Source organism: Roseomonas aeriglobus, assembly GCA_016937575.1.
Classification (GTDB): domain Bacteria; phylum Pseudomonadota; class Alphaproteobacteria; order Sphingomonadales; family Sphingomonadaceae; genus Sphingomonas; species Sphingomonas aerigloba.
Map to the genome: position 1 here is coordinate 93,054 of JAFHKN010000002.1, position 25,795 is coordinate 118,848.

Here is a 25,795-nt window from a genome sequence, read left to right on the forward strand (position 1 = left end):
TTGCAACGTCGAGCGAATTCCGTAAGGCCGAATCGTGGCCTGGGGGGTATCCGCACAGATCCGCGACGATGATCGCGCGCTTCGCCGGCTGCTGCTGTGGGCGATGGGGCTGGGGTTCGCCGCGCTACTGGGCGCGGGCATCGCCGCCTGGTCGAGCACCGAACGCACGCAACGCTACGCCGCGCTGGTCGATCACAGCTATCAGGTGCGCGACGCCATAGGGCGGTTCCAGGTCACGCTCGAACAGTCGGAGACGGCGCGGCGCGGCTACCTGCTGACCGGCGCGGAGATATTCCGCGTGACCTACCGCGAAAACGCCGACCGGCTGGAGCGCGAACTGAGCGAGATCGAATCGCTGACGCTCGACAATTCCACCCAGACCGAAGCCGTCGCGCGTATCCGCCGCCTGCTCGAGCGGGTGCAGGAAAGCCGGGATCGGTCGATGCAGCTGGTCGGCACGGGCAGCCGGGCCTTTGCGGTCGAGTTGTTCGACAGCGACGGATCGGTCATCGGCGTGCGGGCGATCCGGGCGCGCCTGCGCGTGATGCTGGCCGCGGAAGAGTCGCTGCTCGACGTGCGCGGTGCGGACCAGCGGGCCAGCACGGCCGCGTTCCTGACCGCGCTGGGCGCGGCGGGGCTGCTGGTGATGCTGGTCGCCGGCGTTTCGTTCATCACCATTTTCCGCTTCACGCGCGACCTGGGGGCGTCTCGCGCGCGGTTGCAGGAACTGAACGACACGCTGGAGGATCAGGTGGCCGAACGCACGACCGATCTCGCCCGTGCCAATGAGGAGATCCAGCGCTTCGCCTATATCGTCAGTCACGACCTGCGCTCGCCGCTCGTCAACGTCATGGGCTTCACCGCCGAGCTGGAGGCGGGGCAGAAGGCGTTGGCGGAGATGGTCGATCGCGCCGACCGCGACGCGCCCGATGTCGTCACCGACGAAGCGCGGTTCGCCGCGCGAGAGGATCTGCCCGAGGCGATCGGCTTCATCCGCACCTCGACGCAGAAGATGGACCGGCTGATCAACGCCATCCTGAAACTGTCGCGCGAAGGCCGCCGCACGATCGCGCCCGAGCCGATCGACATGGCGGCACTCGTCTCCGGTATCCGTGACACGCTGCAGCACAGGCTCGACGAGGTGGGGGGAACGGTGGATGTCGCCGGCACCCTCCCGTCGATCGTCACCGACCGGCTGGCGATCGAGCAGGTGTTCGCCAACGTCATCGAGAATGCGGTAAAATACCGCCATCCGACCCGCCCGGTGCGCGTCACGGTGCGCGGGCGCCAGGTCGCCGGACGCGCGATGTTCGAGATTGCCGACAATGGGCGCGGGATCGACCCGCGCGATCATCAGCGCGTGTTCGACCTGTTTCGCCGCTCGGGCGCGCAGGATCAGCCGGGCGAAGGCATCGGCCTGGCCCATGTCCGCGCCTTGACCTACCGGCTGGGCGGGACCATCGATGTCGCGTCCGAGCTGGGAGAGGGCGCGACCTTCCGCATCAATCTTCCGCTCACCATCGAAACGTCAGGGCCGCTTGCATGAACGCGCATCAATCCGTCACCATCGTCATGATCGAGGACGATGAAGGCCATGCCCGGCTGATCGAGAAGAACATCCGCCGCGCCGGCATCAACAACGACATCCGCCATTTCACCGATGGCACCTCGGCGCTCGATTACATGTTCAACGACGCGGCCGGGCCTGCGCTGAATGGTCCGGCGCTGATCCTGCTCGATCTCAACCTGCCTGACATGAGCGGCACCGACATCCTGGCCAAGGTGAAGGCCGAAGGATCGGCGGTGAAGCGCACGCCGGTCGTGGTGCTGACGACCACCGACGACAAGGTCGAAATCCAGCGCTGCTACGATCTCGGCTGCAACGTCTACATCACCAAGCCGGTGAACTACGAGAATTTCGCAACGGCGATCCGCCAGCTGGGGCTGTTCCTGTCGGTGATCCAGGTTCCGGACCAGGCCGAATAGTGCCTCACGCTGGCGCCCGCATTCTCTATATCGACGACGACGCCGGCTTGTGCCGGCTCGCCGAACGCGCGCTGACGCGCCGCGGGATGCACGTCACCACCGCGAGCGGGGGCGAGGCGGGGCTGGCTCTGGCGTCGGAGCAGCGGTTCGATCTGGTCGCGGTCGACCATTACATGCCGGGGCTCGACGGGCTGGAGACGCTGAAGCGGCTGCGCCAGCTGGCCGAGCCTCCTGCGGTCGTCTACGTCTCGGGTTCCGAGGACGCGCGTGTCGCGGTCGCAGCGATGAAGGCGGGTGCGGCCGACTATGTCGTGAAGACGGTGGGCGAGGATTTCTTCGATCTGCTGACCTCGACCATCGCCAATGTCATGATCAAGCAGGCGCTCCAGCGCGGCAAGGATCTGGCAGAGGCGGAGCTGCGCGCATCGAACGCGCGGCTCGAGGCGCTGCTGAAGGAGGTCAATCACCGCGTCGCCAATTCGCTGCAGCTGGTGTCGGCGTTCGTCCACCTCCAGTCGAGCCAGATTCAGGACGAGGCCGCCCGCGCCGCGCTGCAGGACACACAGGCGCGCATAGCCGCGATCGGTGCGGTCCATCGCCGGCTCTACACCTCGAACGACGTCGAGGGTGTGGAGATGGACGAATATCTGCGCGCGCTGGTCGATGAACTTGGCCAGGCGTGGTCCGGCAGCCCGGATCACCGCATCCTGCTGACCAGCGACCCCATCCGTCTGCCGACCGACCGCGCGGTGTCGGTGGGGGTGATCGTCAACGAACTCGTCAGCAATGCGTGCAAATATGCGTATGGCGAAAGCTGCGGCGGGGAAATTCGCGTCGCGCTGCGGCGACAGGGCGACGACCGGTTCGAGTTGGCTGTCGAAGACGACGGGGTCGGCTTCGACGAAGGCGCGGCGCCGAAGGGCACGGGGCTGGGCACCAAGCTGGTGCGGACCATGGCGCAGAGCCTGCAATCCTCGGTCGTCTATACCCCGAATGACCCGCGCGGCCTGCGCGCAACATTGGTCGCTTCGCTCAACTGACGCTTGCCGCGGGCGAAGGCACGGCTAATCTCCTGTTCGAACAAGCGTCTGGGCACCCGCAGGTGCCATCATCTCCGTTCGCCCCGAGCCTGTCGAAGGGCCGTACTTCGTGTCGCGAGGTGTTCGCGGGCGTATCGCGGTACGGTGCTTCGACAAGCGCGGCGCGAACGGTGTGTGGTGAGGGCGCAAGCGATCAAGGGGAGAGCTATGATGGATCGGCGGGAATTTCTGGCCTCGACGGCAGCGGCGGGGGCGATCGGGCTGGCGCCGGCGAAGGCGTTGGCGGCCGAGGCCGCACCTGCGGCGGGATCGGGCGATGCGGCGCTCAATGCGCAGTTCACCCGTATCTTCATAGAAGCGGGACTGCGCTCGCCTGAACTCGCGACCTCGCTCGGTTTCGACAAGGGGTCGGGCGCGGCGTTGAAGCGCAAGCTGAACGATCGCAGCCCGGCGGCCAAAGCGGAGAATCTCGCGCGGACAAAGGCCGCGATCGCGACGGTCGAGGGGTTCGACCCGGCGACCCTGTCGAAGGGCGCGAAGCTCAACCGCGAGGTCGTGCTCTACCAGCTGCGCTCGCAGATCGTCGGACAGGAGCGATTCGGCGTCGATTCGCCGCAGCGCCCGTTCATCATCACCCAGCAGGGTGGCGCCTATTTCTCGATCCCCGATTTCCTGAATTCGTCGCATACCATTCAGACCGCGGACGATGCCGAAGCCTATCTCGATCGCACCCGCGCGTTCGCGACGGCGCTCGATCAGGACAGCGCCAACCAGGAGGCGCAGGCGGCGCGGGGCTATCTGGCGCCGGCTTTCTCGCTCGATCTCGCGCTCGGGCAGATGGCGGCGCTGCGCAAGCCGGCCCCGGCCGACAACACGCTGACCCAGTCGATCGTGCGCCGCACCAACGGCAAGATCCCGGGCGACTGGAGTGCGCGCTGTGCCGCGATCGTCGAGAAGGAGGTCTATCCTGCGCTGGACCGCCAGATCGCGCTAGTGACGAACCTCCGCAAGACTGCACGGACGTCGGCGGGCCTGTGGGACGTGCCGCAGGGCGCCGCCCTCTATGCCGCGGCACTCGAACAAGCGACGACGACCAAATTCACACCGGACGAGGTGCACACGCTCGGCCTGCAGCAGGTCGCCGAGATCAGCGCGCAGCTCGACACGATCCTGAAGAGCCAGGGCCTGACCCGCGGCACCGTCGGCGAGCGGCTGACCGCGCTCAACGCGCGCGGCGACCAACTTTATCTCGACACGCCGGCGAGCAAGAAGGAGCTGATCGACGGCCTGAACGCCGGCAACGCCGCGATGCAGGCGAAGCTGGCGCGGGCGTTCAATAATCCGCCCAACGCGCCGCTGATGATCCAGGCGGTGCCGGCCGAGATCCAGGACGGCGCGTCGAACGGCTATTACAGCCGTGCCGCGCTCGATGGCTCGCGTCCGGCGATCTACTGGATCAACCTCAAATCGGTCGGCGACTGGCCGAAGTATACGCTGCCGTCGCTGACCTATCACGAGGGCGTGCCCGGTCATCACCTGCAGATCACGATCGCGCAAGGGTCCGACCAGCCGCTGATCCGCAAGGTCGGCGGGTTCAGCGCGTATAGCGAGGGTTGGGCGCTCTATGCCGAACAGGTCGCCGACGAACTGGGCGGCTATGCGACGCCGCTGGAGAAGGCGGGCTACCTCCAGTCCTTCCTGTTCCGTGCCGCGCGGCTGGTGGTCGATACCGGCATCCACGCCAAGCGCTGGACCCGCGAACAGGCGACCGATTATCTGGTCAAGACGACCGGCTTCGCGCGGCCCCGGTCGCAGCGCGAGGTGGAGCGTTATTGCACGCAAGCCGGCCAGGCGTGCAGTTACAAGGTCGGCCACATCGCCTGGCTGCGCGCGCGAGACAATGCCCGCAAGATCCTGGGCGCAAAGTACGACGTGAAGACGTTCCACGAGGTGCTGCGCGATGGCGCCGTACCGCTGACGATTCTGGAGCGGCTGGTCGAGGAACGGGCGCGGGCGCTGGTGTGAAGGCAAAGCTCCCTCTCCCCTTCAGGGGAGAGGGCCGGGGAGAGGGGAAGGTGTTCCACTGGGTCCGAAGCTCGCGGCATTGCCCCTCTCGCAACCCTCTCCCCTGAAGGGGAGAGGGCTATCGCGCGTGGAACCCCAGACGCGAAACTGCTTTCTCCCGAGCAAAAGGGAGACCAACTCATGTTACGCCGCCTGACCCTCGCCACCGCCACTGCGGCGCTGGCCCTGTCCCCCATCGCCGCCAGTGCCCAGACGGCGCGCGCGATCACCCAGTCCGACCGGGCGCAGGGCGCGCAGGCGAACCCGGAACTCGTCGCGCAGTTCGGCGGGCGCTACGACGGCCCGCAGGCGGCCTTCGTCGAGCGGGTCGGCAAGCGTGTCGCGCTGCAGTCCGGCCTGTCGAATTCGCAGAACGACTTTACCGTCCAGCTGCTCAACTCGCCGGTCGAGAACGCCTTCGCGATCCCTGGCGGCTATGTCTACGTCACCCGCCAGCTGCTTGCCTTGATGAACAGCGAAGACGAGCTGGCGTTCGTCATGGGGCATGAGGTCGGCCACGTCGCCGCGCGGCATTCGGCGGGCCGGCAGAAGACCTCGACGATCGGCGGCGTCCTGGCGGGCATCGTCGGTGCTGTCGCCGGCAATTCGGGCGTCGGCCAGCTGATCGGTGCCGGCGCGCAGCAGGCAGCGGGGCTCTACACCCTGAAATATGGCCGCGACCAGGAATATCAGGCCGATACGCTCGGCATCCGCTACGTGGCGGGGGCCGGCTACGATCCCAATGCGGCGCCGTTGATCTTGGGTTCGCTGGGGGCGGAGACGGCGCTGGAAGCACGCGCGGCCGGGCGGAACGCCGCGGCGGTGCCGACATGGCTCAGCACCCACCCGTCGAATGCGGCGCGCGTCCAGCGCGCGCGGCAACTGGCGCAGCAGACAGCATCGACAAACATGCGCGCCGGTCAGGACACTGGCTTTCTGCGTATGCTCGACGGGATGGTCTATGACGACGACCCCGCGCAGGGCGTGATCGATGGCCAGACCTTCCGCCATCCGCAGCTGCGGTTCCGCTTCACCGCGCCGACCGGCTACACCATCGCCAATGCCGCCGACGCGGTGACCGTTGCCGGCCAGCGCGGACAGGCGCAGCTGTCCGCCGCCGGCCGCACGTCGCCTGCCGCCGCGGTCGTTCAGCGCTTCCAGGCGATCGGCGGACGGATCGACGCGTCGCAGGTGCGCGAGACCATGATCGGTGGCCGCGCGTCCGCCGTCGCGACGACCACGGCCGCCGCCAACAACCAGCGTGTCGATGCGACCGTCATCGCCACCACGCTGCCGTCGGGCACCTACACCTGGACGATCGTGACGCCGCAAGGCTCGGGGATCGGCCCGTTCGAGCCGCTGCTTGACAGTTTCGCGCCGCTCAGCGCGACGGAGGCCGGGCAGATCCGCGGCAAGCGCATCCGCATTCACACGGTACGCGCCGGCGACACGATCGACAGCCTGGCGCGGCAGATGGCCTATCCGACCCTGCAGCGGGACCGTTTCCTGACATTGAACGGCATCGCGGATGGGACGACGCTTCGCCCCGGCACGCTCGTGAAGCTGGTGGTGGCTGGATAGCGGCGCGCGAGCGCGCTAAGCGGGCCGGATGACTCGTCCGGCCCTTTCCGTCGTGATCCCCTGCTATAACGAGGAAGCCTGCCTCGAGCAGTTGCACGCCCGCGTGTCCGCGGCTGCGCGCGCGGCGGTGGGCGACGATCATGAGATCGTCCTCGTCAACGACGGCTCGCGCGATACCAGCTGGAGCGTGATGCAGCGCCTGTCCACGCTCGACCCGCGGCTGGTCGCGATCAACCTGTCGCGTAATCACGGCCACCAACTGGCGCTGACTGCGGGGCTCGACCTGTGCGCCGGCGAGCAGATCCTGGTGATTGATGCCGACTTGCAGGATCCGCCCGAACTGCTGACCGACATGCGGGCGGCAATGGTCGAGCAGCAGGCCGATGTCGTCTACGCCGTGCGGCGCAAGCGCGATGGCGAGACGTTCTTCAAGAAAGCGACCGCATCTGCCTTCTACCGGGTGCTCGATCGGGTGACCGACGTGCCGATCCCCCTCGACACCGGCGACTTCCGCCTGATGAGCCGGCGCGCGCTCGACGCATTTCTGTCGTTACCCGAACAGGCGCGCTTCATCCGTGGCATGGTCGCCTGGGTGGGGTTCCGCCAGGTCCCGTTCCTTTATGACCGGCACGAGCGACTGGCGGGCGAAAGCAAATATCCGCTCGGCAAGATGATCCGTTTCGCGCTCGACGCGGTGACGGGTTTCTCGACCGCGCCGCTGCGGTTTGCCAGCCACGTCGGCCTTGCGCTGACGGGGGCGACGGTGCTCCTGTTTCTGTACGTCATGGGCAGCTTCGTGCTCGGCCGCACGGTTCAGGGATGGACCTCGACAATGCTCGTCGTGCTGTTCCTAGGCTCGGTGCAGATGTTCGTGCTGGGGATGATCGGCGAATATCTCGGGCGGCTGTACGTCGAATCCAAGAAGCGACCGCTGTATCTGGTCGCGGACGTGGCGGGCCCGGTACAGGGCCGCGCGAGCCTGGGCTATCGCGCCGGCGAAGGCCCACGTCCGGTGCGACCGGAGCCGACCGAGGGTCTGATCGCCGCGACACCGCAGGACGAGGGCTGATCCCCTGGAGTCCCTGCCATCCGGGGAGGGGGCCGGGGGCGGGGATGTCTTACCTAGAATATCGTTCGCGGACAGGCCCCACCCCAACCCCTCCCCTGAAGGGGAGGGGCTTGTTACTTCGTCACCAACGTAATCAGCGACAGTCCCGGCGTCAGCGGTACGCGCCCGAGCAGGTGGCGCTCGACGCGGAAGATCGTTTCGAACAGCGCGTTCAGCGGCTTGGGCGGCGGGGAATCGTCGCTGTCGTCCTTGCCCGTCAGCTTGCCGGCGACGCGCGCCGCGACTGCGGCGGGAAACAGCAGCGAGTTGAACCAGCGTAGGCCGTTGTGCGTCAGGCCCGCGTCGCGGATCGCCTTGTCGAGCGTCGCCTTCGAATAGCGGCGCTTGTGATGGTTCACGACGTCGTGCGCGCTCCACATCCACTGGTGCGCAGGCACCGCGACCAGGATCTTGCCGCCGGGCTTCAGCGCTTCGGCCATCGCTTTGAGTGCCGCGACATCGTCGTCGATATGTTCGATGACGTCGAGCACTGCGACCATGTCGTAGCTGCCCCGCTCGACGCCCGAGAGTTCGGGGAGCGGCGCGGTGCCGACCGGCTTGCCCAGTCGCTGGCTGGCGATCTCGCGCGCCGCCTCGTCGATCTCGATCGCATCGACCTCACCGAAGCTAGCCAGCATCGGTAGGTTGTGGCCGGTGCCGCAACCGATCTCCAGGATGCGGGCGTCCTTGGGCAAGCCTGCGAAGCGCTCGACATAGTCCGACAGGATGTCGCGGCGGGCGCGATACCACCAATGGGTGGAATCGTGCGCGGCCATGCGGTCATAGACGATACGGTCCATTAGGGTCCAAACTCACTCAGGACGGGGATCGTGATCGCCCGCAGGAAGACGCTGACAAGGAGTGCAGCGCAGTCGTGTAGCGGCGCTACACGCAAGCAAGCGACGCCGTCCAGCGCCTTCCTGCGGGCGACCGCTTCGCGGCGGGCCGATTTTGACCCAGGGCGGCGTCGCGAGCCAAAGTCCCCTGGGGTCACGATGCATGAGCATCGCTCCGCTCCTCGCTTCTTGCCCTGAACCAAAATCGGCTCGGTCACGACCCCGTCCTGAGTGAGTTTGGACCCTTATCCGAAAACCCAATTGCGGTTGATCGCGAACATCGCGAGAGGCGTGACGAAGAGCAAAGGCAGGACCGGCGTCCAGTCGGGCAGACCGAAGGCGTTGACGCACAACCACGTCCAGAAGGCATTCATCGCATAGCTGATGAGGCTGGCGACGAAAAAGCGGAACGTCGTCTTGCCCGGATTGTCGCGGGTGCCGTGGCCGCGGAAGCTCCAGCGGCTGTGGAGCACATAGCCGACAGCGACGCACACCACATAGGCCGCCGCCATCGCCGCCTGCGGGTGGATAGGCGTCGTCAGCACGAGCCCGGTGTAGAGCCCCGCCCCGAGCAGCGTCACGCCGCCGCCGGTGATGGCGTAGCGGATCAACTGGCCGAGCATCCCGCTCGAATTCAGATGTTGGAGTGCGCGCGATACCAAAGAAATGCTCCTCAACCGTTCGGGCTGAGCTTGTCGAAGCCCTGCCCTTTCTTCTAACCGGCGTAAAGAAGAACGGCCCTTCGACGGGCTCAGGGCGAACGGATGTGGGTGGGCGTTTATCTCCCTCTCCGGCACGGGGGAAGCGAATTGATCGATAGCCGGCCGTCGCGCCTCGAAAGCCTGTTAGCCAGGCACTGGCGCGAGATCACGATCATCGCCTGGTTCGCGATCGCCGCCTATTGGCTGTGGGATCGCTGGGGCGCAGTCTATTGGCTGGCGCTCGGCGATACCGACGACAACATGCGACTGATGCAGGTGCGCGGGCTGCTGTCGGGGCAGGGCTGGTACGACCTGACCCAATATCGCCTGAACCCGCCCCGGGGGTTCAACATCCACTGGAGCCGTATCGTCGACCTGCCGATCGCGGCGCTGATCCTGATCTTCAAGCCGTTCGTCGGCACCGCCTGGGCGGAGCGGCTGGCGTGCGGCATCGCGCCGATCCTGCCCTTGAGCATCACGATGGTCGCGCTCGCCTTCACCGTCCGCCGGCTGATCGCGCCCACCGCCTATGCGCTGGCCTTCATCATCATGCTCGGCGGCATGTCGGCGATGCTGATGTTCATGCCGATGCGGATCGACCATCATAACTGGCAATTGACGATGCTGGCGCTGACCGTTGCGGGGCTGGCCGACGAGCGGCAGGCACGCGGCGGGGCGGTCGTCGGCCTGGCGACCGCGGTGTCGCTGTCGATCGGGCTGGAGATGTTGCCGTACGGCGCGATGGCCGGCGCCATTCTGACGTTGCGTTGGGTGTGGGACCGGGCCGAGGCACGGCGGCTGGCGACCTATGCGGTGACGCTGGGGGGCGGCAGTGCCCTGGGGTTCGCGCTGTTCGCGTCGCAGGCGAACCAGGCGATGCGCTGTGATGCGCTGACCCCAGTGTGGCTGTCGGTGCTGGTCGCCGCGGGGGCGCTGCTCTTCGCAGTGGCGCGGGTCAATCCGGTGCGGCGCGAGGTTCGCCTAGGTCTCGCTGTGCTGGCGGGCGCAATCATCGCGGTCGGCTTCGTCCATTTCTTCCCGCAATGCCTCGGCCGGCCCGAAGGCGTGTCGCCCGAGCTGCAGAAGACATGGCTGAACAACGTCAAGGAAGCCAAGCCGATCTACGGCCACCCCTTGCGCATCGCACTGCCGATCGCGGCGCTGCCGATAGCGGGTCTCATCGGTGCGCTGGTCGCGCTGTGGCGTGCACGAGGAACGGCGGCGTTCGCCCGGTGGCTGCCGGTCGCGCTGTTTACGACCTTCGCGGTGCTGATGCTGTTGTGGCAGGTCCGGGCGGGGCCGGCGGCGCAACTGCTGGCGGTGCCGGGCGCGACGGCACTTGCCTGGATCATCGTGCCCTGGTGCCTCGGTCACCGGCTGGTGGCGGTGCGCGTGCTCGGGTCGGTTGCGGCGTTCCTGATCATTTCGGGCCTTGCCGCAGGGCTCGCCCTGCGGTTCCTGCCGGCGGGGCAGGCGAGCAAGACCACGCAGATCGTCCAGCGCGCCAACGCCCGCTGCGCCTCGGTGCCCGCGCTTCAGGCACTCGACCGTTTCCCGACGACGGTCATGTTCACGCACGTCGACCTCGGGCCGCGCCTGATTGTGCTGACGCATCATTATGGCATCGCCGGGCCATATCACCGCAATGGCGACGCGATTCTCGACGTCCACCATGCCTTCACCGGTTCGCCGGAGAATTTCCGCGCGATCGCTCGGGCGCACGGCGCGCGGATGCTGCTGACCTGCCCGAACATGGCAGAAACGACGGTGTACCGCGCCAAGGCGAAGGACGGGTTCTACGGCCAGCTGGCAAAGGGCAATGTGCCGTCGTGGCTGGTGCCGGTGCCGTTGCCCAAGGGGTCGCCACTGCGGCTGTGGCGGATCGATTACGGGCGCTAGGGCCGACGGGAGGCGTTTAGCGATAGCTCACGCGGCCAGCTGCGTGGCGATCCAGCCGGCCGGCGAGTTCCAGTTCGAGCAGCACGGTCTGAACGCTTGCCGGTGCCAGGCCTGACAGGCGGATGAGTTCGTCCACCGCGACCGGCACCGGGCCGAGAAGGTCGCCGACACGCCGGCGATCGCTATCGGTCGCATCGTCGGGCGGCGGGCCGGCGAAGTCGCGGCGGGCGGTGCGGACGGCGCGGGGGTCGATCGGTCGGATCGCCTCCAATATGTCGTCAGCGGTCTGGATCAGCGTCGCGCCTTCGCGGATCAGCGCGTTGCACCCCTGCGCGCGCGGGTCGAGCGGGCTGCCGGGCACGGCCATGACCTCGCGTCCCGCCTCTGCCGCCAGCCGCGCAGTGATCAGGGAACCGGACTTGGGCGCGGCTTCCACCACTACCGTACCGAGCGCCAGGCCGGCGATGATCCGGTTGCGGCTGGGAAAGTTGCGGGCGCGCGGCTCCTCGCCCAGCGGCTGTTCGGCGACGAGCAGGCCACGGCTTGCCACCGCTTCCTGCAGCTCGCGGTTCTCCGGCGGGAAGGCGATGTCGATGCCGCTCGCGATGACGCCCACCGTGCCGCTGGCGAGGCTGGCGACATGGGCCTGGGTGTCGATCCCACGGGCGAGGCCCGAGACGACCGTCACTCCGCCCTCGCCCAGTGCCTGGGCAAGCATCCGGGCAAAGCGGCAGGCGGCGGCCGATGCGTTGCGCGCGCCGACCATCGCGACCGTCGTCCGCTGGGCCAGCGCAATGTCGCCACGCACGGTCAGGACGGGCGGTGCCGTCTCGATTTCAGCCAGCAGCGCGGGATAGTCGGCGTCGTCGACGAACAGATGTCGAGCGCCGAGGCGCGCAACCTCGGAAATCTCGCGTTCGACCAGGCGGATGTCGGCGACGGGGGGCGGGGTGCCGCCGCCGCGTCGGGCCAATGTCGGCAGCGCCTCCAGTGCAGCGGCGGCGGTGCCGAAGCGCGCAAGGAGTTGGGCATAGGTGACCGGGCCGATCCCGCGCGTGCGGATCAGCCGCAGGCGCGCGAGCGTCGCCGCGTCAGCCAATCGTCTTGCTGCCGCCGATGCGGGGTTCGGTGCCGGCGACCAGTCGTTCGATATTCTCGCGGTGCTTCCACACCACGATCAGCGCGAGTGCGAGCAGCAGCGGAACGAGGTCGAATCGGCCGAGTGCCGCGGCAGCGATCGGCGCACTGATCGCCGCGCTCATTCCCGCCACCGACGAGATGCGCAGACCGCCAAGCAGGCCGAGCCAGACGATCGCATAGACCAATCCCAGCGGCCAGTGCAGCGCTAACACGATCCCCATCAGCGTCGCGACGCCCTTGCCCCCCTTGAACCGCAGCCAGACCGGGTAGCAGTGGCCGATGAACGCCCCCGCCGCGGCAAGCTGGGTTTCGCCGGGGAACGCCCAGGCGACGATCGCAACCGCCAGCCAGCCCTTGAACCCGTCAAGCAACAAGGTGGCCGCCGCCAGACCTTTGCGGCCGGTCCGCAGCACATTGGTCGCGCCGATATTGCCCGATCCGATCTGGCGCAGGTCACCGGCACCGCCCAGGCGGGTCAGGATGACGCCGAACGGGATCGACCCAAGACAATAGCCGATCAGCAACGCCGCCGCCGGCGCGATCCACAGAATTTCTACGTCAGGCACTGTCATGACGATATCGGACGCTAGGGTCTGTGCTCGATCAGGATGGGGATCGTGATCGTCCGCGGGAAGGCGCTGGCGGAGAGTGCAGCGCAGCAGGTAGCGGCGCTACCTGCAAGCAAACGACGCCGACCAGCGCCTTCCTGAGGGCGACCGCGAAGCGGCGGGCCGATCTTGGCCCAGGGCTGCGGCCCTCGTCGGTCACGACGCATTAGCATCGCTCCGCTCCTCGCTTCTTGCGCTGAACCAAAATCGGCTCCGTCACGACCCGTCCCGATGGAGTACAGACCCTAGGCGGCCGTTGCAGGATGCGCAACGATGTTAACGTCATATTTTGCGCGAATTTTCTGTCAGAACAACTCGCTAGGATTTTCTGGGCACTCACCTTGCGATCACAGTTTCAAAAGATGCGTTAATCAAAAAACCGATGCGAGTAATAGAGAAATTGACGGACACCTTGTCTTCTGTACTTGACTTGTCCCCGAATTTCGCTTGCTACACGTTTCAAGCCAATATGGAGGTTTTTTCGCGATGGCGGACGAGAATGACATGTCGAACACGGTCGAGCTGGCTACCGAACTGACGATCGCCTGGTTGTCCAATCCCAACACCCGCGCGTCTGCCGAGGAAGTTCCCAGTTTCCTGCGCGCCATGCATGACGCCGTCGGTTCGCTGTCGGGCGGTGTCGAGGCCGAGCCGATGCCTGATACCGGCGCCACGCAGGCACCCGCGGTGTCGGTGCGCAAGTCGCTGGCATCGAAGGACTTCATCATTTCGATGATCGACGGCAAGCCATACAAGACGCTGCGTCGCCACCTGGCGCGCCATGGTCTGACCCCGGAACAGTATCGCGAACGTTTCGGCCTGAAGTCGGATTACCCGATGGTCAGCGAAAGCTATTCGAACGCTCGCCGCGAAATGGCGAAGAAGATCGGTCTTGGCCGCAAGCCCGGCATTACCCGCCCGGCCGGCGCGAAGAAGCCCGGCCGCAAGCCCGCCGAGGCCTGAGTTCGGCCGACCCGTTTGGGGTATCGAAAGGCCCTTCCCGGCGACGGGGAGGGCTTTTTTGTTTCCTTTCTGCCGGAACCCTTGATCTTCCCCTTGCAGGGAGGCGGCCAGCGAAGCTGGTCGGAGAGGTGTCAGGCTATGGGGAAAGGGTGATACCCTCCATCAGGCCTTCGGCCTGACACCTCCCCTTGCAGGGGAAGATCGACCTACAAATCGAACGTCACGCCCTGTGCCAGGGGCAGGGTTCGCCCGTAATTGATGGTGTTGGTCGCGCGCCGCATATACGCCCGCCAGGCGTCCGAACCGCTTTCCCGTCCGCCGCCGGTTTCCTTCTCGCCCCCGAATGCCCCGCCGATTTCCGCGCCCGATGTGCCGATGTTGACGTTGGCGATGCCGCAATCGGATGCTGCCAGAAATGCCTCCGCCTCGCGCAGGTCGTTGGTGAAGATCGCCGAAGACAGGCCCTGGGTCGCGGCATTGTTGAGCGTGATCGCTTCGCCCAGGTCGGAGACCTTCAGAACATACAGGATCGGCGCGAAGGTTTCGGAGAGGACGGGCCCCTCCTGCACCGGCATCTCGACCAGTGCGGGCGTGACATAGGTGCCGGCGCGTGCGATCCGCTCCCCGCCGGTCACGATGCCGCCCATGTCGTGCGCCGCCTGCAGGGCGGCCGCCATTGCGTACCAGGCTTCCTCGTCGATCAGCGGGCCGACCAGCACGCCGTCCTCGCGCGGGTCGCCGACGCGAACGCTGGCGTACGCCGCCTTCAACCGCGGCACGAACTGGTCGTAGACGCTCGCATCGACGAACAGGCGGCGCAGCGTCGTGCAGCGCTGGCCCGCCGTCCCCATCGCGGCGAAGGCGATGCCACGCAGTGCGAGGTCAAGGTCGGCGGAAGGGCGCAGGATCGCGGCATTGTTGCCGCCGAGTTCGAGGAGCGACCGCCCGAACCGCGCCGCGACGCGCTGCCCGACCGCGCGGCCCATCGCGGTCGATCCGGTCGCGGAAACCAGCGCCACGCGGGTGTCGTCGACCAGCGCTTGGCCCGTATCGCGGCCACCGATCGCCAAGCCCGAAAGGCCGGCGGGCGCGTCGTCGCCGAACCGCCGGCACGCCTCGACGAACAGCGCCTGCACGGCGAGCGCGCACAGCGGCGCCTTTTCGGACGGCTTCCACACCAGGCTGTTGCCGCACACCAGCGCGAGCGCCGCGTTCCAGGCCCAGACTGCCACAGGGAAGTTGAACGCCGTAACGATGCCGACCACGCCCAGCGGGTGCCACGTCTCCATCATCCGATGGTCGGGGCGTTCGGTGGCGATCGTCAGGCCGTGGAGCTGGCGGGAAAGACCGACCGCGAAATCGCAGATGTCGATCATCTCCTGGACTTCGCCCAAGCCTTCGGACGTGACCTTGCCGACTTCGATGGCGACGAGGGTGCCGAGATCGTCCTTATGCTCGCGCAATACTTCGCCCAGGCGCCGGACGAGTTCGCCGCGGCGCGGGGCGGGCACGCGCCGCCAGCGCTCGAACGCCGCCGCGGCATCGCCGATCACCGCGCCGACATCCGCACATTCGGCGACATGGCCAAGGCTCGCCCCGTCGATCGGCGACGTCGCCTCCAGCCCGCTACTCGATCGCCGTACCCCCAGCCGGTCGAGAAGGGGCGTTACGTCCTGGGCAGTCGTCATCGCGTCACAAGCTTTCGTTGATCGGGGCGGGCCATGGAAAGGAGGAAGGGCGTTTCGCGCTGGCGGGCGACGAAATCCCGCTTGGTGGTCATGCCGAGCCAGCGGACGCCGAGCAGCGCCTGCGCGATCGCGCCGCCCAGCGTGTCGCCGGGACCGAGCAGGATGATGTGGTCGGGTGCGAATTCCTTCACCGCGACCTGGATTGCGCGGGCGAAGTCGTACGCTTCGCGGATCTGGGCGGCAAAGGTGTAGCGCCACAGCGCCTCGGCCGGGCTCGCCCAGCGCTGCCAGATGCGCCCGGTACCGTCGATCAGCGGGACGTCCGGGTTGCCGAACCAGGCGGCAGGCAACTCGGCCATCGCGGCCGCGCTGCTGTCGGCCATCAATGCGGTGTGGAACGGGCCGTGGCCGGCAAGACGCGTGGCGGGGGCGGGACTGTCCGCGGCGAAGGCCTTAACCGCGCTCTCGTCGCCCGCCAGCACGATGGTACCGCCGAGGTCGATCGACATCTGCATGCCGGTCCGCTCGGCAAGCGCCATCACGGCGTCGCGTAGGCCGGGGATCGGCTGCCAGTCGTCATCGAGCGTCTGGAGAACGAGCTGCCCACCGGGCCCGTGACGGCCCGAATTGACACCCATCGCGTCGGCGATGCGGAAGCCCTGCTCCGGCGTGACCGCGCCGGCCGCGGCGAGTGCGGTGTACCAGCCCATCGAATTGCCGGTGACCGCGACGACCTCGACCTTGGCCGGGTCGATCGCGGCCATGTCGGCCATCGACGCGGCATAGATCAGCGGCGCGGCGTTCGGGCCGGCGAGGTGGGTGCCGGGGGAGAAGCGGTCGGCCTGGTCGAGCTCGGTCAGCGTCGGCTTGCCCGCGGCGCGGCGGATTGCGTCGTAGGGGAAGAGGTCTACGCCCGCGCGGGCGAGCGAGCCGAGTTCGGTCTTGCCGTAACTCCCGCGGCCCGGGGCGACGACGAGGGCGGTCGGGCGGGTCATAGCCCTCTCCCCGCCCGGGGAGAGGGTGGGAAGAGGGGCAGTGCGGCAGGTTCAGGTCTCGGTGAGACACCTTCCCCTCTCCCAACCCTCTCCCCAAACGGGGAGAGGGCTTTTATTGCCGCTTCCACGATTCCATCCCGGCTCGGCAACGTCAGCGTCGCGCCCTTGCCGAGCGGGATGAAGCTGTCCTCCGCCGCAATCCGGCTGACCTGCCGTCCGGGCGTGCGCTCCACGAAGAACGCCATCAGCGCCTCGCTCTGCGATCCGGTCACGCGACACTCGTCGACGATCAGCACCGGACGATCCCCGACCGTTGCCAGCAATGCCTCGTCCGCCAATGGCGCAAGCCAGCGCAGGTCGATCACCCGCGCGTCGACGCCCTCAGCGGCAAGGATCGGCTGCGCCTGCCGCGACAGGAACACGCCGTTCCCGTACGTGACGATGGCCAGGTCGGCGCCGTCGCCATACACCCCAACCTCGCCCAGCCGCACCGGCGGGACGTCGGCGTATGTGGCCGTCATCAGCCCGTCGCCCTCGGCGTGCAGATCGCGGGTCATGTAGAGTGCGATAGGCTCGACGAAGACGACCACGCGGCCCTCTTCGCGCGCCAGCCGCACGCATTCGCGAAGCATGGCAACCGCGTCCGCTCCATTCGACGGCACCGCCAGCACCACGCCCGGCACGTCGCGGAAGACGGCGAGCGAATTGTCGTTGTGGAAATGCCCGCCGAACCCTTTCTGATACGGCAGTCCGGCGATCCGCACGACCATCGGGTTGGTGTACTGGCCGTTGGAGAAGAAGCTGAGCGTCGCCGCCTCGCCGCGGATCTGGTCCTCGGCGTTGTGGACGTAGGCCAGGAACTGGATTTCCGGAATCGGGATCAACCCGTTGTGCGCCGCACCGATCGCCAGGCCCAGGATCGCCTGTTCATCGAGCAAAGTGTTGATGACCCGCGCCGACCCGAAGCGTTCGTGCAGCCGGGCGGTGCAATTATACACGCCGCCTTTCGGCCCGACGTCCTCGCCCGCGACGATAATCTCGGGATGCGCGAGCATGAGTTCGGCGAGCGTCCAGCTGATGAGGCGGGCCATATGCTGCGGCTTGTCGATCTGCCCGGCGTCGCGGGCGAACAGCGCGGTGCGGTCGTCCGCGGTTATCGCGCGCGCGGGGCGGGGCGCGACCCTGGGCGGTACGATGCTTGCCATCACGTCCCGCGACGTCGACAGTTTCGGCCGCGCGATCGCCAGTTCGGCGGCGCGAGCCAGGCGCGCTTCGGTCGCGTCGTATTGCGCGAGCAGTTCGGCGGCCGGCACCCCCATCTGCACCAGCAGAGCCGCGGTCTTCAGGAGCGGGTCGCGCGCTTCCTCTGCCTCGATCGCCGCCTTGGCGCGGTAGACCGACTGGATGTCGCTGCCGGCGTGTCCGTACAGGCGAACGGTCGCCATGTGCAGGAACACCGGGCGCCGCGTCCGGCGGGCATAGTCGATCGCCTTGCGTGCTGCTGCCCAAGCGTCACCCAGATCGGTGCCGTCGCACTGGATGTAGTGCAACCCGGCGCGATGCCGGAACTGCGTCTCGATCCATCCCGTCGGTGTGGCGGTCGAGATACCGATGCCATTGTCCTCGCACACGAAGACGATCGGCATCGGCGTGCCTTGATGCGCCGCCCAGCCGGCGGTGTTGAACGCGCCTTGTGCGGTCGAATGGTTGGCCGAGGCGTCGCCGAAGCTGGCGATGATGACCGCGTCGCTAGGCAGCGGGGTGTCGGTCAGGCCGATACGCCGCGCGATGCCAAGGCTGAACGCCGCGCCGACCGCCTTGGGCAGATGCGAGGCGATCGTACTGGTCTGCGGCGGGATGAAGAGCGGTTTGGAGCCAATGACCTTGTGTCGCCCGCCGGCGATCGGATCCTCGGCGCTCGCCGCGAAGCTCAGTAGCATGTCCCATTCAGGGGTCTGCCCTGCCAGCTGCTTCGACCGTTCGATATGGAAGGCTGCCGATCGATAGTGGAGGAACGCCATGTCGGTCAGCCGGCTGGCGCGCGCGACCGCGGCGTTGCCTTCGTGGCCCGAACTGCCGATCGTGTAGAAGCCTTCGCCGCGCGCCTGCAGCTTGCGCGACAGCCGGTCGAGCTGGCGGCTCGACACCTGGCTCTGGAAGATCTGCGCGACATCCTCGCGAGTCAGGCCCTCGGCCGGTGTCGCCTGCGGCAGATCGCCCGAGGTCAGGCGTGCGACGAACTTTGCATGAACGGCTTCGGCGGCATCGATCACGACGTCAGGCTCCCGCCATCTCCATGAGGACTGCCCATTCCTCCGGCTCGACCTTCGAGCAGGACAGGCGCGACTGTTTCAGCATCATCATGTTTTCCAGCCGCGGCTCAGCCTTGATCTCGGCAAGCGTAACGGGGCGGGGGAGCTGGCGGACGGGTTTCACCGCCACGCTCGCCCATTTGCCGTCGGGACCATCTTCGCGCCAGGCATGGGTGATCTCCATGACCCCGACCGCGGCCTTTTGCAGGTTGGAATGATAGAAGATCGCCTGGTCGCCCGGCTGCATCGCTTTCAGGTGGATGCGGGCCGTCGCGTTCCGCACGCCGTCCCATTCGGTGCTGCCGTCGCGCTCCAGATCCTGCCAGCTGTACGCGTCAGGCTCCGACCGCAGCAACCAATACGCCATCGAAACGAACCCTCTCTTAACCGCCGCTAAACGCCCCATTCGCGGGCCATTCAGTCGCTTAGCCGTAACAAACGCAACAAGCACGGTCGACTCGGCGTTTTACGAACAACGACCTTGCGAGTTTGAGGAGGTTGACCATGCGTACTCTGTTGAAGAAGGCGACCCTCGGCGCGGTTCTGGGCGCCACGGCGTTGACCGCGGCGGCCCCGGCCGACGCTCAGTGGCGCGGACGTTACTATCGCGACCGCGACAACACCGGCACCGCGATCGTCGCCGGCATCGCCGGTCTGGCGATCGGCGCAGCGCTGACGTCGCGCGACCGTTATGATCCGCGCTATCGCTACGATTATGATTTCTACGATCGCCGCGGGTTCTTCCCGAATAACGGTTATTACGCGCGCAATTACTACAACCGCTATCGCGGCTGGAACGATTGCTACACGCGCCGGGTGTTCGATCCGTATATCGGACGCACCGTTCGCGTCCGCTACTGCGACGGCTGGTAAGCCATAGGGCGGCGTCGGGACCGACCCGGCGCCGCTTTTCTTTTGCGCGGCTTTGAGGCAGGGGCTTCGCCCATGAGCGATACTCCTCCCGACACGCTGTCGAACAATCCGCGCAGCCCCCATTTCAACGAAGACGCGCTGCGCCGCGGCATCGGCATCCGCTTCAAGGGTGTCGAGCGCCGGGACGTCGAAGAATATTCGATTTCGGAGGGCTGGATCCGCGTCCAGCTTCAGAAGAAGGTCGATCGCTACGGCCAGCCGCTGACGATCAAGCTGACCGGCCCGGTCGAGGCCTGGTATGAGTCGCCGGCTGAGGGTGCCGAGGGCGAAGACGAGGCGTAAGCTGGTCCTTCCCGGAACGGGGAGGTGGCGCGCGTAGCGCGACGGAGGGGGGCTTTAGCATGGGCTGACCTTGCGGCCCGCCCCCTCCACCAAGCTGCGCTTGGTCCCCCTCCCCGTGCCGGGGAGGAGTTTACGCGGCCTCGCGGTCCAGTACCTCGCTGGCTTCCATCCACCGCGCTTCGGCCGCGTCGATCTTGTCGGTCAGCTCCGACCGCAACTTCATCAGGTCGGACATCGACAGCTTGGCGAGCTTGGGCTCTGCGGTCGAGGGATCGAACATCGCGCGATCGACCGCCGTGCGCTCCTTCTCCAGCTTCGCCATCTCGGCTTCCGCGTCCTTCGCCGCAGCGCGCGCCGCCTTTTCGGCTTCCTTCGCGGCGGCGATGGCGGCCTTGTCCTTCTTCTTCGGCTTGTCGGCCTTGGGCGTGTCGTCGCCCGCCAGGATCATCGCGATATAGTCGTCGAGACTCCCGTCGAATTCCTTCGCCGCGCCGTCGGCCACCAACACCAGCCGGTCGGCGGTCAGTTCGACCATATGGCGATCGTGGCTGACGAGGATGACTGCGCCCTTGTACCCGTTCAGCGCCTGAACCAGCGCTTCGCGCGCATCGACGTCCAGGTGGTTGGTCGGTTCGTCGAGGATGAGCAGGTGCGGCGCGTCGCGGGTGATGATCGCCAGCGCCAGACGCGCGCGTTCGCCGCCCGACAGCTTACCGACCTTCGTCGTCGCCTTGTCACCCGAAAAGCCGAACCGCCCCAGCTGCGCGCGCACCGCAGCCGGCGTCGCGCCCCTCATCGTGCGGGTCATATGTTCGAGCGGGGTATCGTCGGTGTCGAGTTCTTCGACCTGGTACTGGGTGAAATAGCCGACGTTCATCTTGCCCGACGCATTCATCGTGCCCGCCATGGGGCTGAGTTGCGCGGCGAGCAGGCGCGCAAGCGTGGTCTTGCCGTTGCCGTTGCGGCCCAGCAGCGCGATGCGATCGTCAGGGTCGATCCGCAGGTTGAGCCGCTTCAGGATGGGCGTGTCGTTGTACCCGACGTCGGCCAGATCGAGCGTGATGAGCGGCGGGCGCAGTTCGCTGGGGTCGGGAAAGTCGAAGGTCAGCGACGGATCGTTTGCCAGCTCGGCGATCGGCTGCATCTTGGCCAGCAGTTTGATGCGGCTCTGCGCCTGTTTCGCGGTCGACGCACGGGCGGAGTTGCGGGCGATATAGTCCTGCAGCTTGGCGCGCTGCGTCTCCTGGTTCGCCTTGGCTGCTGCCAGCTGCGCCATGCGTTCGGCACGCTGCTTCTCGAACGAGTCGTATCCGCCGGCGTACAGCGTCACCTTGCCGCCTTGCAGATGCAGGATATGGTCGACGACGTTGTTCAGGAAATCGCGCTCGTGGCTGACGACGACGATCGTCGCGCGATAGTCGCGCAGGAAATCCTCCAGCCACATCACCGCCTCGAGGTCGAGGTGGTTCGACGGTTCGTCGAGCAGCAGCAGGTCGGGCTGCGAGAACAGCAGGGCGGCGAGCGCCACGCGCATCTTCCACCCGCCAGAGAAGCTGTCGAGCGACCGGTTCTGCATCTCCTCGTCGAAGCCGAGGCCCAGCAGGATGCGGCTGGCCCGCGCCGGGGCGGTATAGGCGTCGATCGCGATCAGGCGTTCGTAGGCGTCGCCCAACGTATCGGGATCGACGTCGGTTTCGACCAGCGCCATCAGATGCGCGCGCTCGACGTCGGCTTCCAGCACCGTCTCGAACGGCGTCTTTTCGCCCGACGGCGCTTCCTGCGCGATATAGCCGATCTTGGCGCCCTTCGGCATGTCGGCCGAGCCTTCATCGGGCTCGAGCATCCCGGCGATCACGCGGACCATGGTCGACTTGCCCGCGCCGTTGCGACCGATCAACCCCACGCGGCTGCCCGGCGGCAAGGCGGCCGAGGCGCGATCGAGGATCGTGCGCCCGCCGAGGCGGACGGTGATGCCGTTCAGATTTAGCATGGCGCGCGGATACAGGGTGTCGCCTTGGGGGGCAACTGGCCAATCCCCCCCGGTAAGGGGAGGTAGCGCGCGGCACGCGCGTCGCGGGGGTGTCACCCTCTCGGTAGCGAGCGGCAGGTGGGATTGCCCCCAGCAATCCAAGAACGCGCGGGGCACGTTCGACCTGCCGCTCCCCTCCGTCAGGCCTGCGGCCTGCCACCTCCCCTTGCAGGCGAGGACTTCATTCCTTCAGCTTCCGCGGCCGCAGCTGCGTGCCCGCCCCGCCCGAGGTCATCGTCACCCCGACGAAGCCGCAGCCGTAGGTCATCAGCTGGCGCCCGCAGTGGTCGATCTTGTCTTCCAGCAACCGGCTGCGTTCGAGAAGGACCTGATCGCGCACCGGAATACTGACCAGAGGCACGCGATAGCGGCGATCCGCCTCACGGCGCCCGCAGACGGTGACCTCCTCGGTCGCCGCCGTCTTGCTGCACGGCACTTCCGCGCGCGTGGCGGCGCGATAGGCGCTGAGGTCATAGGGCTCGTCTGCGAGCAGGAGCAAGGCGATCAAGGGAATCGGCATCGGGCGCGCTCCGGCAGTGGTGCGCCATGATATCGCAGGGCGCTTTGCCTCGACAAGCCATCTGGCGCCGGGTAACGCGCCGCCAATTCCACGGCCCGGAACCGGCCGACCACGAGAGGGGATATGATGACCGACACCGCCAGCAAGGTCCTGGACCGCGTCCTGGTGCTCGAGATGGTGCGCGTGACCGAGGCTGCGGCGATCGCGGCGTCGAAGCTCATCGGGCGGGGGAACGAAAAGGAGGCCGACGCCGCCGCGGTCGAAGCGATGCGCGAGTCGCTGAACGGCCTCTACATGGACGGCACCGTCGTGATCGGTGAGGGCGAGCGCGACGAAGCGCCAATGCTCTATATCGGCGAGAAGGTGGGCTCGGCGATCGGCACGGGGCCGAAGATCGACATCGCGCTCGACCCGCTCGAAGGCACGACGATCACCGCCAAGGCCGGACCGAACGCGCTGGCGGTGCTGGCGATCGCCGAGGAAGGCGATCTGCTGAACGCTCCCGACGTCTATATGGAAAAGCTGGCGATCGGGCCGGGCTATCCCGAAGGCACGATCGACCTCAACAAGTCGCCGACCGAGAACGTGCACGCGATCGCGGCGGCCAAGGGCGTCGAGCCGCACGAGATCATCGCCTGCGTGCTCGATCGCCCGCGTCACGAAAAGCTGATCGCGGAATTGCGCGAGGTCGGTTGTGGGATCATGCTGATCCCCGACGGCGACGTCGCCGGCGTCATTGCGACGACCGATCCGGATACGACGATCGACGTCTACATGGGTTCGGGCGGCGCGCCGGAGGGCGTGCTGGCCTGCGCGGCGCTGCGCTGCGTCGGCGGACAGTTCAAGGGCCGCCTGCTGTTCCGCAACGATGCCGAACGCGCGCGCGCGGCCAAGTGGGGCGTGACCGACCTCGACAAGATCTACGACCTGACCGAGCTGGCCAAGGGCGACTGCATCTTCGCGGCGACCGGCGTGACGGATGGATCGTTGCTTGCGGGCGTGAAGCGCAAGGGCGCGAAGATGACGACCGAGAGCGTGGTGATGCGCGCATCCAGCGGCACGGTGCGCTGGGTGAAGGGCGAGCATCGGATTTGACGATCGTTCCTCCCCTGCAAGGGGAGGGGGACCGCCGCCGAAGGCGGTGGTGGAGGGGTGTCCCGCTCTACGGGTAGGGTGACACCCCTCCGTCAGGCCTTCGGCCTGCCACCTCCCCTTACAGGGGAGGATTAGTTTTTAAGTCGATACCCCGTCTTAAAGATCCAAGCGATCACGCCCAGGCACACGCCCAGGAACCCGGCCGTAAAGGCCAGACTCCACACGACATCGACATCGCCCTTGCCGAAGAAGCTCCAGCGGAACCCGCTGACGAGGTACACGACCGGATTGAACAGGCTGACCGTGCGCCACGGCTGCGGCAGCATGTCGATCGAGTAGAACGCGCCCCCGAGGAACGTCAGCGGCGTGATGAGCAGCGCGGGCACGAAGTTCAGCTGCTCGAACCCCTTCGCCCACACGCCGATGATGAAGCCGAACAGGCTGAACGCTACGCTGGTGAGCACCAGGAACGCGACCATCGCCAGCGGATGTTCGATGCGCAGGTCGACAAAGAACGACGCCGTCACCAGGATGATGAGGCCGAGCACGACCGACTTGGTCGCCGCGGCGCCGACATAACCGATCACCATCTCCATCGCCGAGATGGGCGCCGACAGCAGCTCGTAGATCGTGCCGGTGAATTTGGGGAAATAGATGCCGATCGACGCATTGCCGATGCTCTGCGTCAGCAGCGACAGCATGATGAGGCCGGGGACGATGAAGCTGCCATAACTGACCCCGCCGACCTCCTGCATCCGGCTGCCGATCGCACCGCCGAAGACGATGAAATACAGGCTGGTCGTGATGACCGGGGTGACCAGGCTTTGCCACAGCGTGCGCAGCGCGCGGGCCATTTCGAAGCGATAGATCGCCCAGATACCGTGCGTGTTCATGCGCATCCTCACGCCGCCTTCCTTGCGGTCAGGTCGACGAAGATATCCTCCAGGCTCGACTTCGACGTCTCGAGATCCTTGAACCCGATCTCCAGCTCGTTGAGCTTGCGCAGCAGCGACGGAATGCCTGTCCGCTCGGCCTGCGCATCGAACACATAGCGCAGCGTGTGGCCGTCGTTCTCCAGGCTCAGGTGCCATTCGGCCAGTTCGGGCGGGATCGCGTCCATCGGGTCCTGCAGTGCCAGGTCCATCTCGCGCTTGCCGAGCTTTTTCATCAACTCGGTCTTTTCCTCGACCAGCAACAGCTTGCCGCCGGTGATGACGCCGACGCGGTCGGCCATTTCCTCGGCTTCCTCGATGTAATGGGTCGTCAGGATGATGGTGACGCCGCGTTCGCGAAGCGAGCCGATCAGCTTCCACATGTCGCGGCGCAACGACACGTCGACACCCGCGGTAGGCTCGTCGAGGAACAGGATGTCGGGTTCGTGGCTGAGCGCCTTGGCGATCAGCACGCGGCGCTTCATGCCGCCGGACAGCTCCATGATCTTGGCATGGCGCTTCTCCCATAGCGACAGGTCGCGCAGCAGCTGTTCGAGATAGGCGTCGTGCGCGGATCGGCCGAACAGGCGCCGGCTGAACTTGACCGTCGCCAGCACCGTTTCGAACATGTCGACCGACAGCTCCTGCGGCACCAGCCCGATCATCATCCGCGCCGGCTTATAGTCGCGGATCGCGTCATGGCCGCCGACGGTGATCGTCCCCGCGGTCGGCGTGACGACACCGCAGATGGTGTTGATCAGCGTCGACTTGCCCGCGCCGTTCGGGCCGAGCAGCGCGAAGATCTCGCCCTTGCGAATGTCGAGCGTCACATCGTCGAGCGCATGATGGCCCGAGCCATAGGTCTTGCAGACGCCGCGAACGGCGAGGATGGTTTCCGGCATGGCTGGCCCCTTTGGCTGCTAAGCTAGGTTGGCCAAGGGCGTGCGACAAGGAAGAGAGTTGTTCAGAGAAGGCGCGAAGGCGCGAAGAAGACGACGATTGTTCACGCCGGGACGCGGAGGCGGGGAGATACGGTGCGCGCGGCGACGGGCTTTCATCGTCCTTAGCAGGCAGCGTGTGGCG

At 66.9% G+C, this 25,795-nt stretch carries 23 protein-coding genes; 11 read left to right on the top strand and 12 right to left on the bottom strand.

Annotated elements, in window-relative coordinates; genetic code table 11:
* Positions 1-34 precede the first annotated feature (34 nt).
* From JW805_00815 to JW805_00840, 6 genes are all read left to right on the top strand, one after another.
* Entirely contained in the window at positions 35-1,546 is a 1,512-nt protein-coding gene (locus JW805_00815) for a CHASE3 domain-containing protein (GenBank protein ID MBN2970556.1), read from the top strand.
* Positions 1,543-1,986: a response regulator gene (locus JW805_00820; protein MBN2970557.1), complete on the top strand. Its 444-nt coding sequence runs from the start codon at positions 1,543-1,545 to the stop codon at positions 1,984-1,986. The genes JW805_00815 and JW805_00820 overlap by 4 nt, the downstream gene beginning before the upstream one ends.
* On the top strand, positions 1,986-3,026 hold the full coding sequence (locus JW805_00825) for a response regulator (GenBank protein ID MBN2970558.1): 1,041 nt from the start codon (positions 1,986-1,988) through the stop codon (positions 3,024-3,026). The genes JW805_00820 and JW805_00825 overlap by 1 nt, the downstream gene beginning before the upstream one ends.
* A gap of 207 nt (positions 3,027-3,233) precedes the next feature.
* A complete protein-coding gene (locus JW805_00830) occupies positions 3,234-5,051 on the top strand; it encodes a DUF885 family protein (GenBank protein MBN2970559.1) in 1,818 nt (605 codons plus the stop codon).
* 180 nt (positions 5,052-5,231) lie between these two features.
* A complete protein-coding gene (locus tag JW805_00835) occupies positions 5,232-6,671 on the top strand; it encodes a M48 family metalloprotease (protein ID MBN2970560.1) in 1,440 nt (479 codons plus the stop codon).
* A gap of 28 nt (positions 6,672-6,699) precedes the next feature.
* A complete protein-coding gene (locus JW805_00840) occupies positions 6,700-7,740 on the top strand; it encodes a glycosyltransferase family 2 protein (GenBank protein MBN2970561.1) in 1,041 nt (346 codons plus the stop codon).
* Between the two features lie 113 nt (positions 7,741-7,853).
* On the opposite strand, the gene JW805_00845 is transcribed toward JW805_00840, so the two are convergent.
* Positions 7,854-8,579, bottom strand: coding sequence for a class I SAM-dependent methyltransferase (locus JW805_00845; protein MBN2970562.1), 726 nt, complete (start codon positions 8,577-8,579; stop codon positions 7,854-7,856).
* 281 nt (positions 8,580-8,860) lie between these two features.
* Positions 8,861-9,277 carry a GtrA family protein gene (locus tag JW805_00850; GenBank protein MBN2970563.1) on the bottom strand — a complete coding sequence of 139 codons (417 nt, stop codon included), beginning with the start codon at positions 9,275-9,277 and terminating at the stop codon, positions 8,861-8,863.
* A 147-nt stretch (positions 9,278-9,424) separates the two neighbouring features.
* On the opposite strand from JW805_00850, the gene JW805_00855 reads away from it, so the two are divergent.
* Entirely contained in the window at positions 9,425-11,215 is a 1,791-nt protein-coding gene (locus tag JW805_00855) for a hypothetical protein (protein MBN2970564.1), read from the top strand.
* A 16-nt stretch (positions 11,216-11,231) separates the two neighbouring features.
* On the opposite strand, the gene dprA is transcribed toward JW805_00855, so the two are convergent.
* Positions 11,232-12,314 carry a DNA-processing protein DprA gene (dprA, locus tag JW805_00860; protein MBN2970565.1) on the bottom strand — a complete coding sequence of 361 codons (1,083 nt, stop codon included), beginning with the start codon at positions 12,312-12,314 and terminating at the stop codon, positions 11,232-11,234.
* Positions 12,307-12,927 carry a glycerol-3-phosphate 1-O-acyltransferase PlsY gene (gene plsY / locus JW805_00865; protein ID MBN2970566.1) on the bottom strand — a complete coding sequence of 207 codons (621 nt, stop codon included), beginning with the start codon at positions 12,925-12,927 and terminating at the stop codon, positions 12,307-12,309. Before plsY ends, dprA begins: the two co-directional genes overlap by 8 nt.
* 522 nt (positions 12,928-13,449) lie before the next feature.
* On the opposite strand from plsY, the gene JW805_00870 reads away from it, so the two are divergent.
* Complete coding sequence (locus tag JW805_00870) at positions 13,450-13,926, top strand: MucR family transcriptional regulator (GenBank protein ID MBN2970567.1); 477 nt, start codon at positions 13,450-13,452, stop codon at positions 13,924-13,926.
* Positions 13,927-14,132: 206 nt separating this feature from the next.
* Here JW805_00870 and JW805_00875 read toward each other — a convergent pair whose 3' ends face one another.
* The 4 genes from JW805_00875 to JW805_00890 are packed head-to-tail and all read right to left on the bottom strand — an operon-like array spanning position 14,133 to position 19,288.
* Positions 14,133-15,614, bottom strand: coding sequence for an aldehyde dehydrogenase family protein (locus tag JW805_00875; GenBank protein MBN2970568.1), 1,482 nt, complete (start codon positions 15,612-15,614; stop codon positions 14,133-14,135).
* Positions 15,611-16,609, bottom strand: a complete 999-nt coding sequence (locus tag JW805_00880) for a hypothetical protein (protein MBN2970569.1) — start codon at positions 16,607-16,609, stop codon at positions 15,611-15,613. The genes JW805_00875 and JW805_00880 overlap by 4 nt, the downstream gene beginning before the upstream one ends.
* Positions 16,606-18,882 (bottom strand): hypothetical protein, encoded by a 2,277-nt coding sequence (locus JW805_00885; protein ID MBN2970570.1) that lies wholly within the window; start codon positions 18,880-18,882, stop codon positions 16,606-16,608. The genes JW805_00880 and JW805_00885 overlap by 4 nt, the downstream gene beginning before the upstream one ends.
* 4 nt (positions 18,883-18,886) lie before the next feature.
* Positions 18,887-19,288 carry an EVE domain-containing protein gene (locus JW805_00890; GenBank protein ID MBN2970571.1) on the bottom strand — a complete coding sequence of 134 codons (402 nt, stop codon included), beginning with the start codon at positions 19,286-19,288 and terminating at the stop codon, positions 18,887-18,889.
* Between the two features lie 137 nt (positions 19,289-19,425).
* Between JW805_00890 and JW805_00895 the strand changes: the two genes are divergently transcribed.
* On the top strand, positions 19,426-19,794 hold the full coding sequence (locus JW805_00895; protein ID MBN2970572.1) for a hypothetical protein: 369 nt from the start codon (positions 19,426-19,428) through the stop codon (positions 19,792-19,794).
* Between the two features lie 72 nt (positions 19,795-19,866).
* Positions 19,867-20,136: a DUF3297 family protein gene (locus JW805_00900; GenBank protein MBN2970573.1), complete on the top strand. Its 270-nt coding sequence runs from the start codon at positions 19,867-19,869 to the stop codon at positions 20,134-20,136.
* 130 nt (positions 20,137-20,266) lie between these two features.
* Here JW805_00900 and JW805_00905 read toward each other — a convergent pair whose 3' ends face one another.
* Positions 20,267-22,126 (bottom strand): ABC-F family ATP-binding cassette domain-containing protein, encoded by a 1,860-nt coding sequence (locus JW805_00905; GenBank protein MBN2970574.1) that lies wholly within the window; start codon positions 22,124-22,126, stop codon positions 20,267-20,269.
* A 220-nt stretch (positions 22,127-22,346) separates the two neighbouring features.
* The gene (locus JW805_00910) at positions 22,347-22,685 is read right to left on the bottom strand and encodes a hypothetical protein (GenBank protein ID MBN2970575.1); all 339 of its coding nucleotides are present in this window, start codon (positions 22,683-22,685) and stop codon (positions 22,347-22,349) included.
* A gap of 123 nt (positions 22,686-22,808) precedes the next feature.
* Here JW805_00910 and glpX point away from each other — a divergent pair, with 123 nt between their 5' ends.
* Positions 22,809-23,780: a class II fructose-bisphosphatase gene (gene glpX / locus JW805_00915; protein MBN2970576.1), complete on the top strand. Its 972-nt coding sequence runs from the start codon at positions 22,809-22,811 to the stop codon at positions 23,778-23,780.
* A gap of 131 nt (positions 23,781-23,911) precedes the next feature.
* Here the strand turns inward: glpX and JW805_00920 are convergent, their stop codons facing one another.
* Together JW805_00920 and JW805_00925 are read right to left on the bottom strand one after the other, a co-directional pair.
* Positions 23,912-24,673, bottom strand: coding sequence for an ABC transporter permease (locus JW805_00920; GenBank protein MBN2970577.1), 762 nt, complete (start codon positions 24,671-24,673; stop codon positions 23,912-23,914).
* Positions 24,674-24,681: 8 nt separating this feature from the next.
* Positions 24,682-25,614, bottom strand: a complete 933-nt coding sequence (locus tag JW805_00925; protein MBN2970578.1) for an ABC transporter ATP-binding protein — start codon at positions 25,612-25,614, stop codon at positions 24,682-24,684.
* Positions 25,615-25,795 lie beyond the last annotated feature (181 nt).

Bases quoted from the DNA above. Each gene is read 5' to 3' on its own strand.
- JW805_00820 (MBN2970557.1), top strand. From the start codon at position 1,543: ATGAACGCGCATCAATCCGTCACCATCGTCATGATCGAGGACGATGAA.
- JW805_00830 (MBN2970559.1), top strand. From the start codon at position 3,234: ATGATGGATCGGCGGGAATTTCTGGCCTCGACGGCAGCGGCGGGGGCG.
- JW805_00835 (MBN2970560.1), top strand. From the start codon at position 5,232: ATGTTACGCCGCCTGACCCTCGCCACCGCCACTGCGGCGCTGGCCCTG.
- JW805_00840 (MBN2970561.1), top strand. From the start codon at position 6,700: ATGACTCGTCCGGCCCTTTCCGTCGTGATCCCCTGCTATAACGAGGAA.
- JW805_00845 (MBN2970562.1), bottom strand. From the start codon at position 8,579: ATGGACCGTATCGTCTATGACCGCATGGCCGCGCACGATTCCACCCAT.
- plsY (MBN2970566.1), bottom strand. From the start codon at position 12,927: ATGACAGTGCCTGACGTAGAAATTCTGTGGATCGCGCCGGCGGCGGCG.
- JW805_00870 (MBN2970567.1), top strand. From the start codon at position 13,450: ATGGCGGACGAGAATGACATGTCGAACACGGTCGAGCTGGCTACCGAA.
- JW805_00875 (MBN2970568.1), bottom strand. From the start codon at position 15,614: ATGACGACTGCCCAGGACGTAACGCCCCTTCTCGACCGGCTGGGGGTA.
- JW805_00880 (MBN2970569.1), bottom strand. From the start codon at position 16,609: ATGACCCGCCCGACCGCCCTCGTCGTCGCCCCGGGCCGCGGGAGTTAC.
- JW805_00890 (MBN2970571.1), bottom strand. From the start codon at position 19,288: ATGGCGTATTGGTTGCTGCGGTCGGAGCCTGACGCGTACAGCTGGCAG.
- JW805_00895 (MBN2970572.1), top strand. From the start codon at position 19,426: ATGCGTACTCTGTTGAAGAAGGCGACCCTCGGCGCGGTTCTGGGCGCC.
- JW805_00900 (MBN2970573.1), top strand. From the start codon at position 19,867: ATGAGCGATACTCCTCCCGACACGCTGTCGAACAATCCGCGCAGCCCC.
- JW805_00905 (MBN2970574.1), bottom strand. From the start codon at position 22,126: ATGCTAAATCTGAACGGCATCACCGTCCGCCTCGGCGGGCGCACGATC.
- JW805_00910 (MBN2970575.1), bottom strand. From the start codon at position 22,685: ATGCCGATTCCCTTGATCGCCTTGCTCCTGCTCGCAGACGAGCCCTAT.
- glpX (MBN2970576.1), top strand. From the start codon at position 22,809: ATGATGACCGACACCGCCAGCAAGGTCCTGGACCGCGTCCTGGTGCTC.
- JW805_00920 (MBN2970577.1), bottom strand. From the start codon at position 24,673: ATGAACACGCACGGTATCTGGGCGATCTATCGCTTCGAAATGGCCCGC.
- JW805_00925 (MBN2970578.1), bottom strand. From the start codon at position 25,614: ATGCCGGAAACCATCCTCGCCGTTCGCGGCGTCTGCAAGACCTATGGC.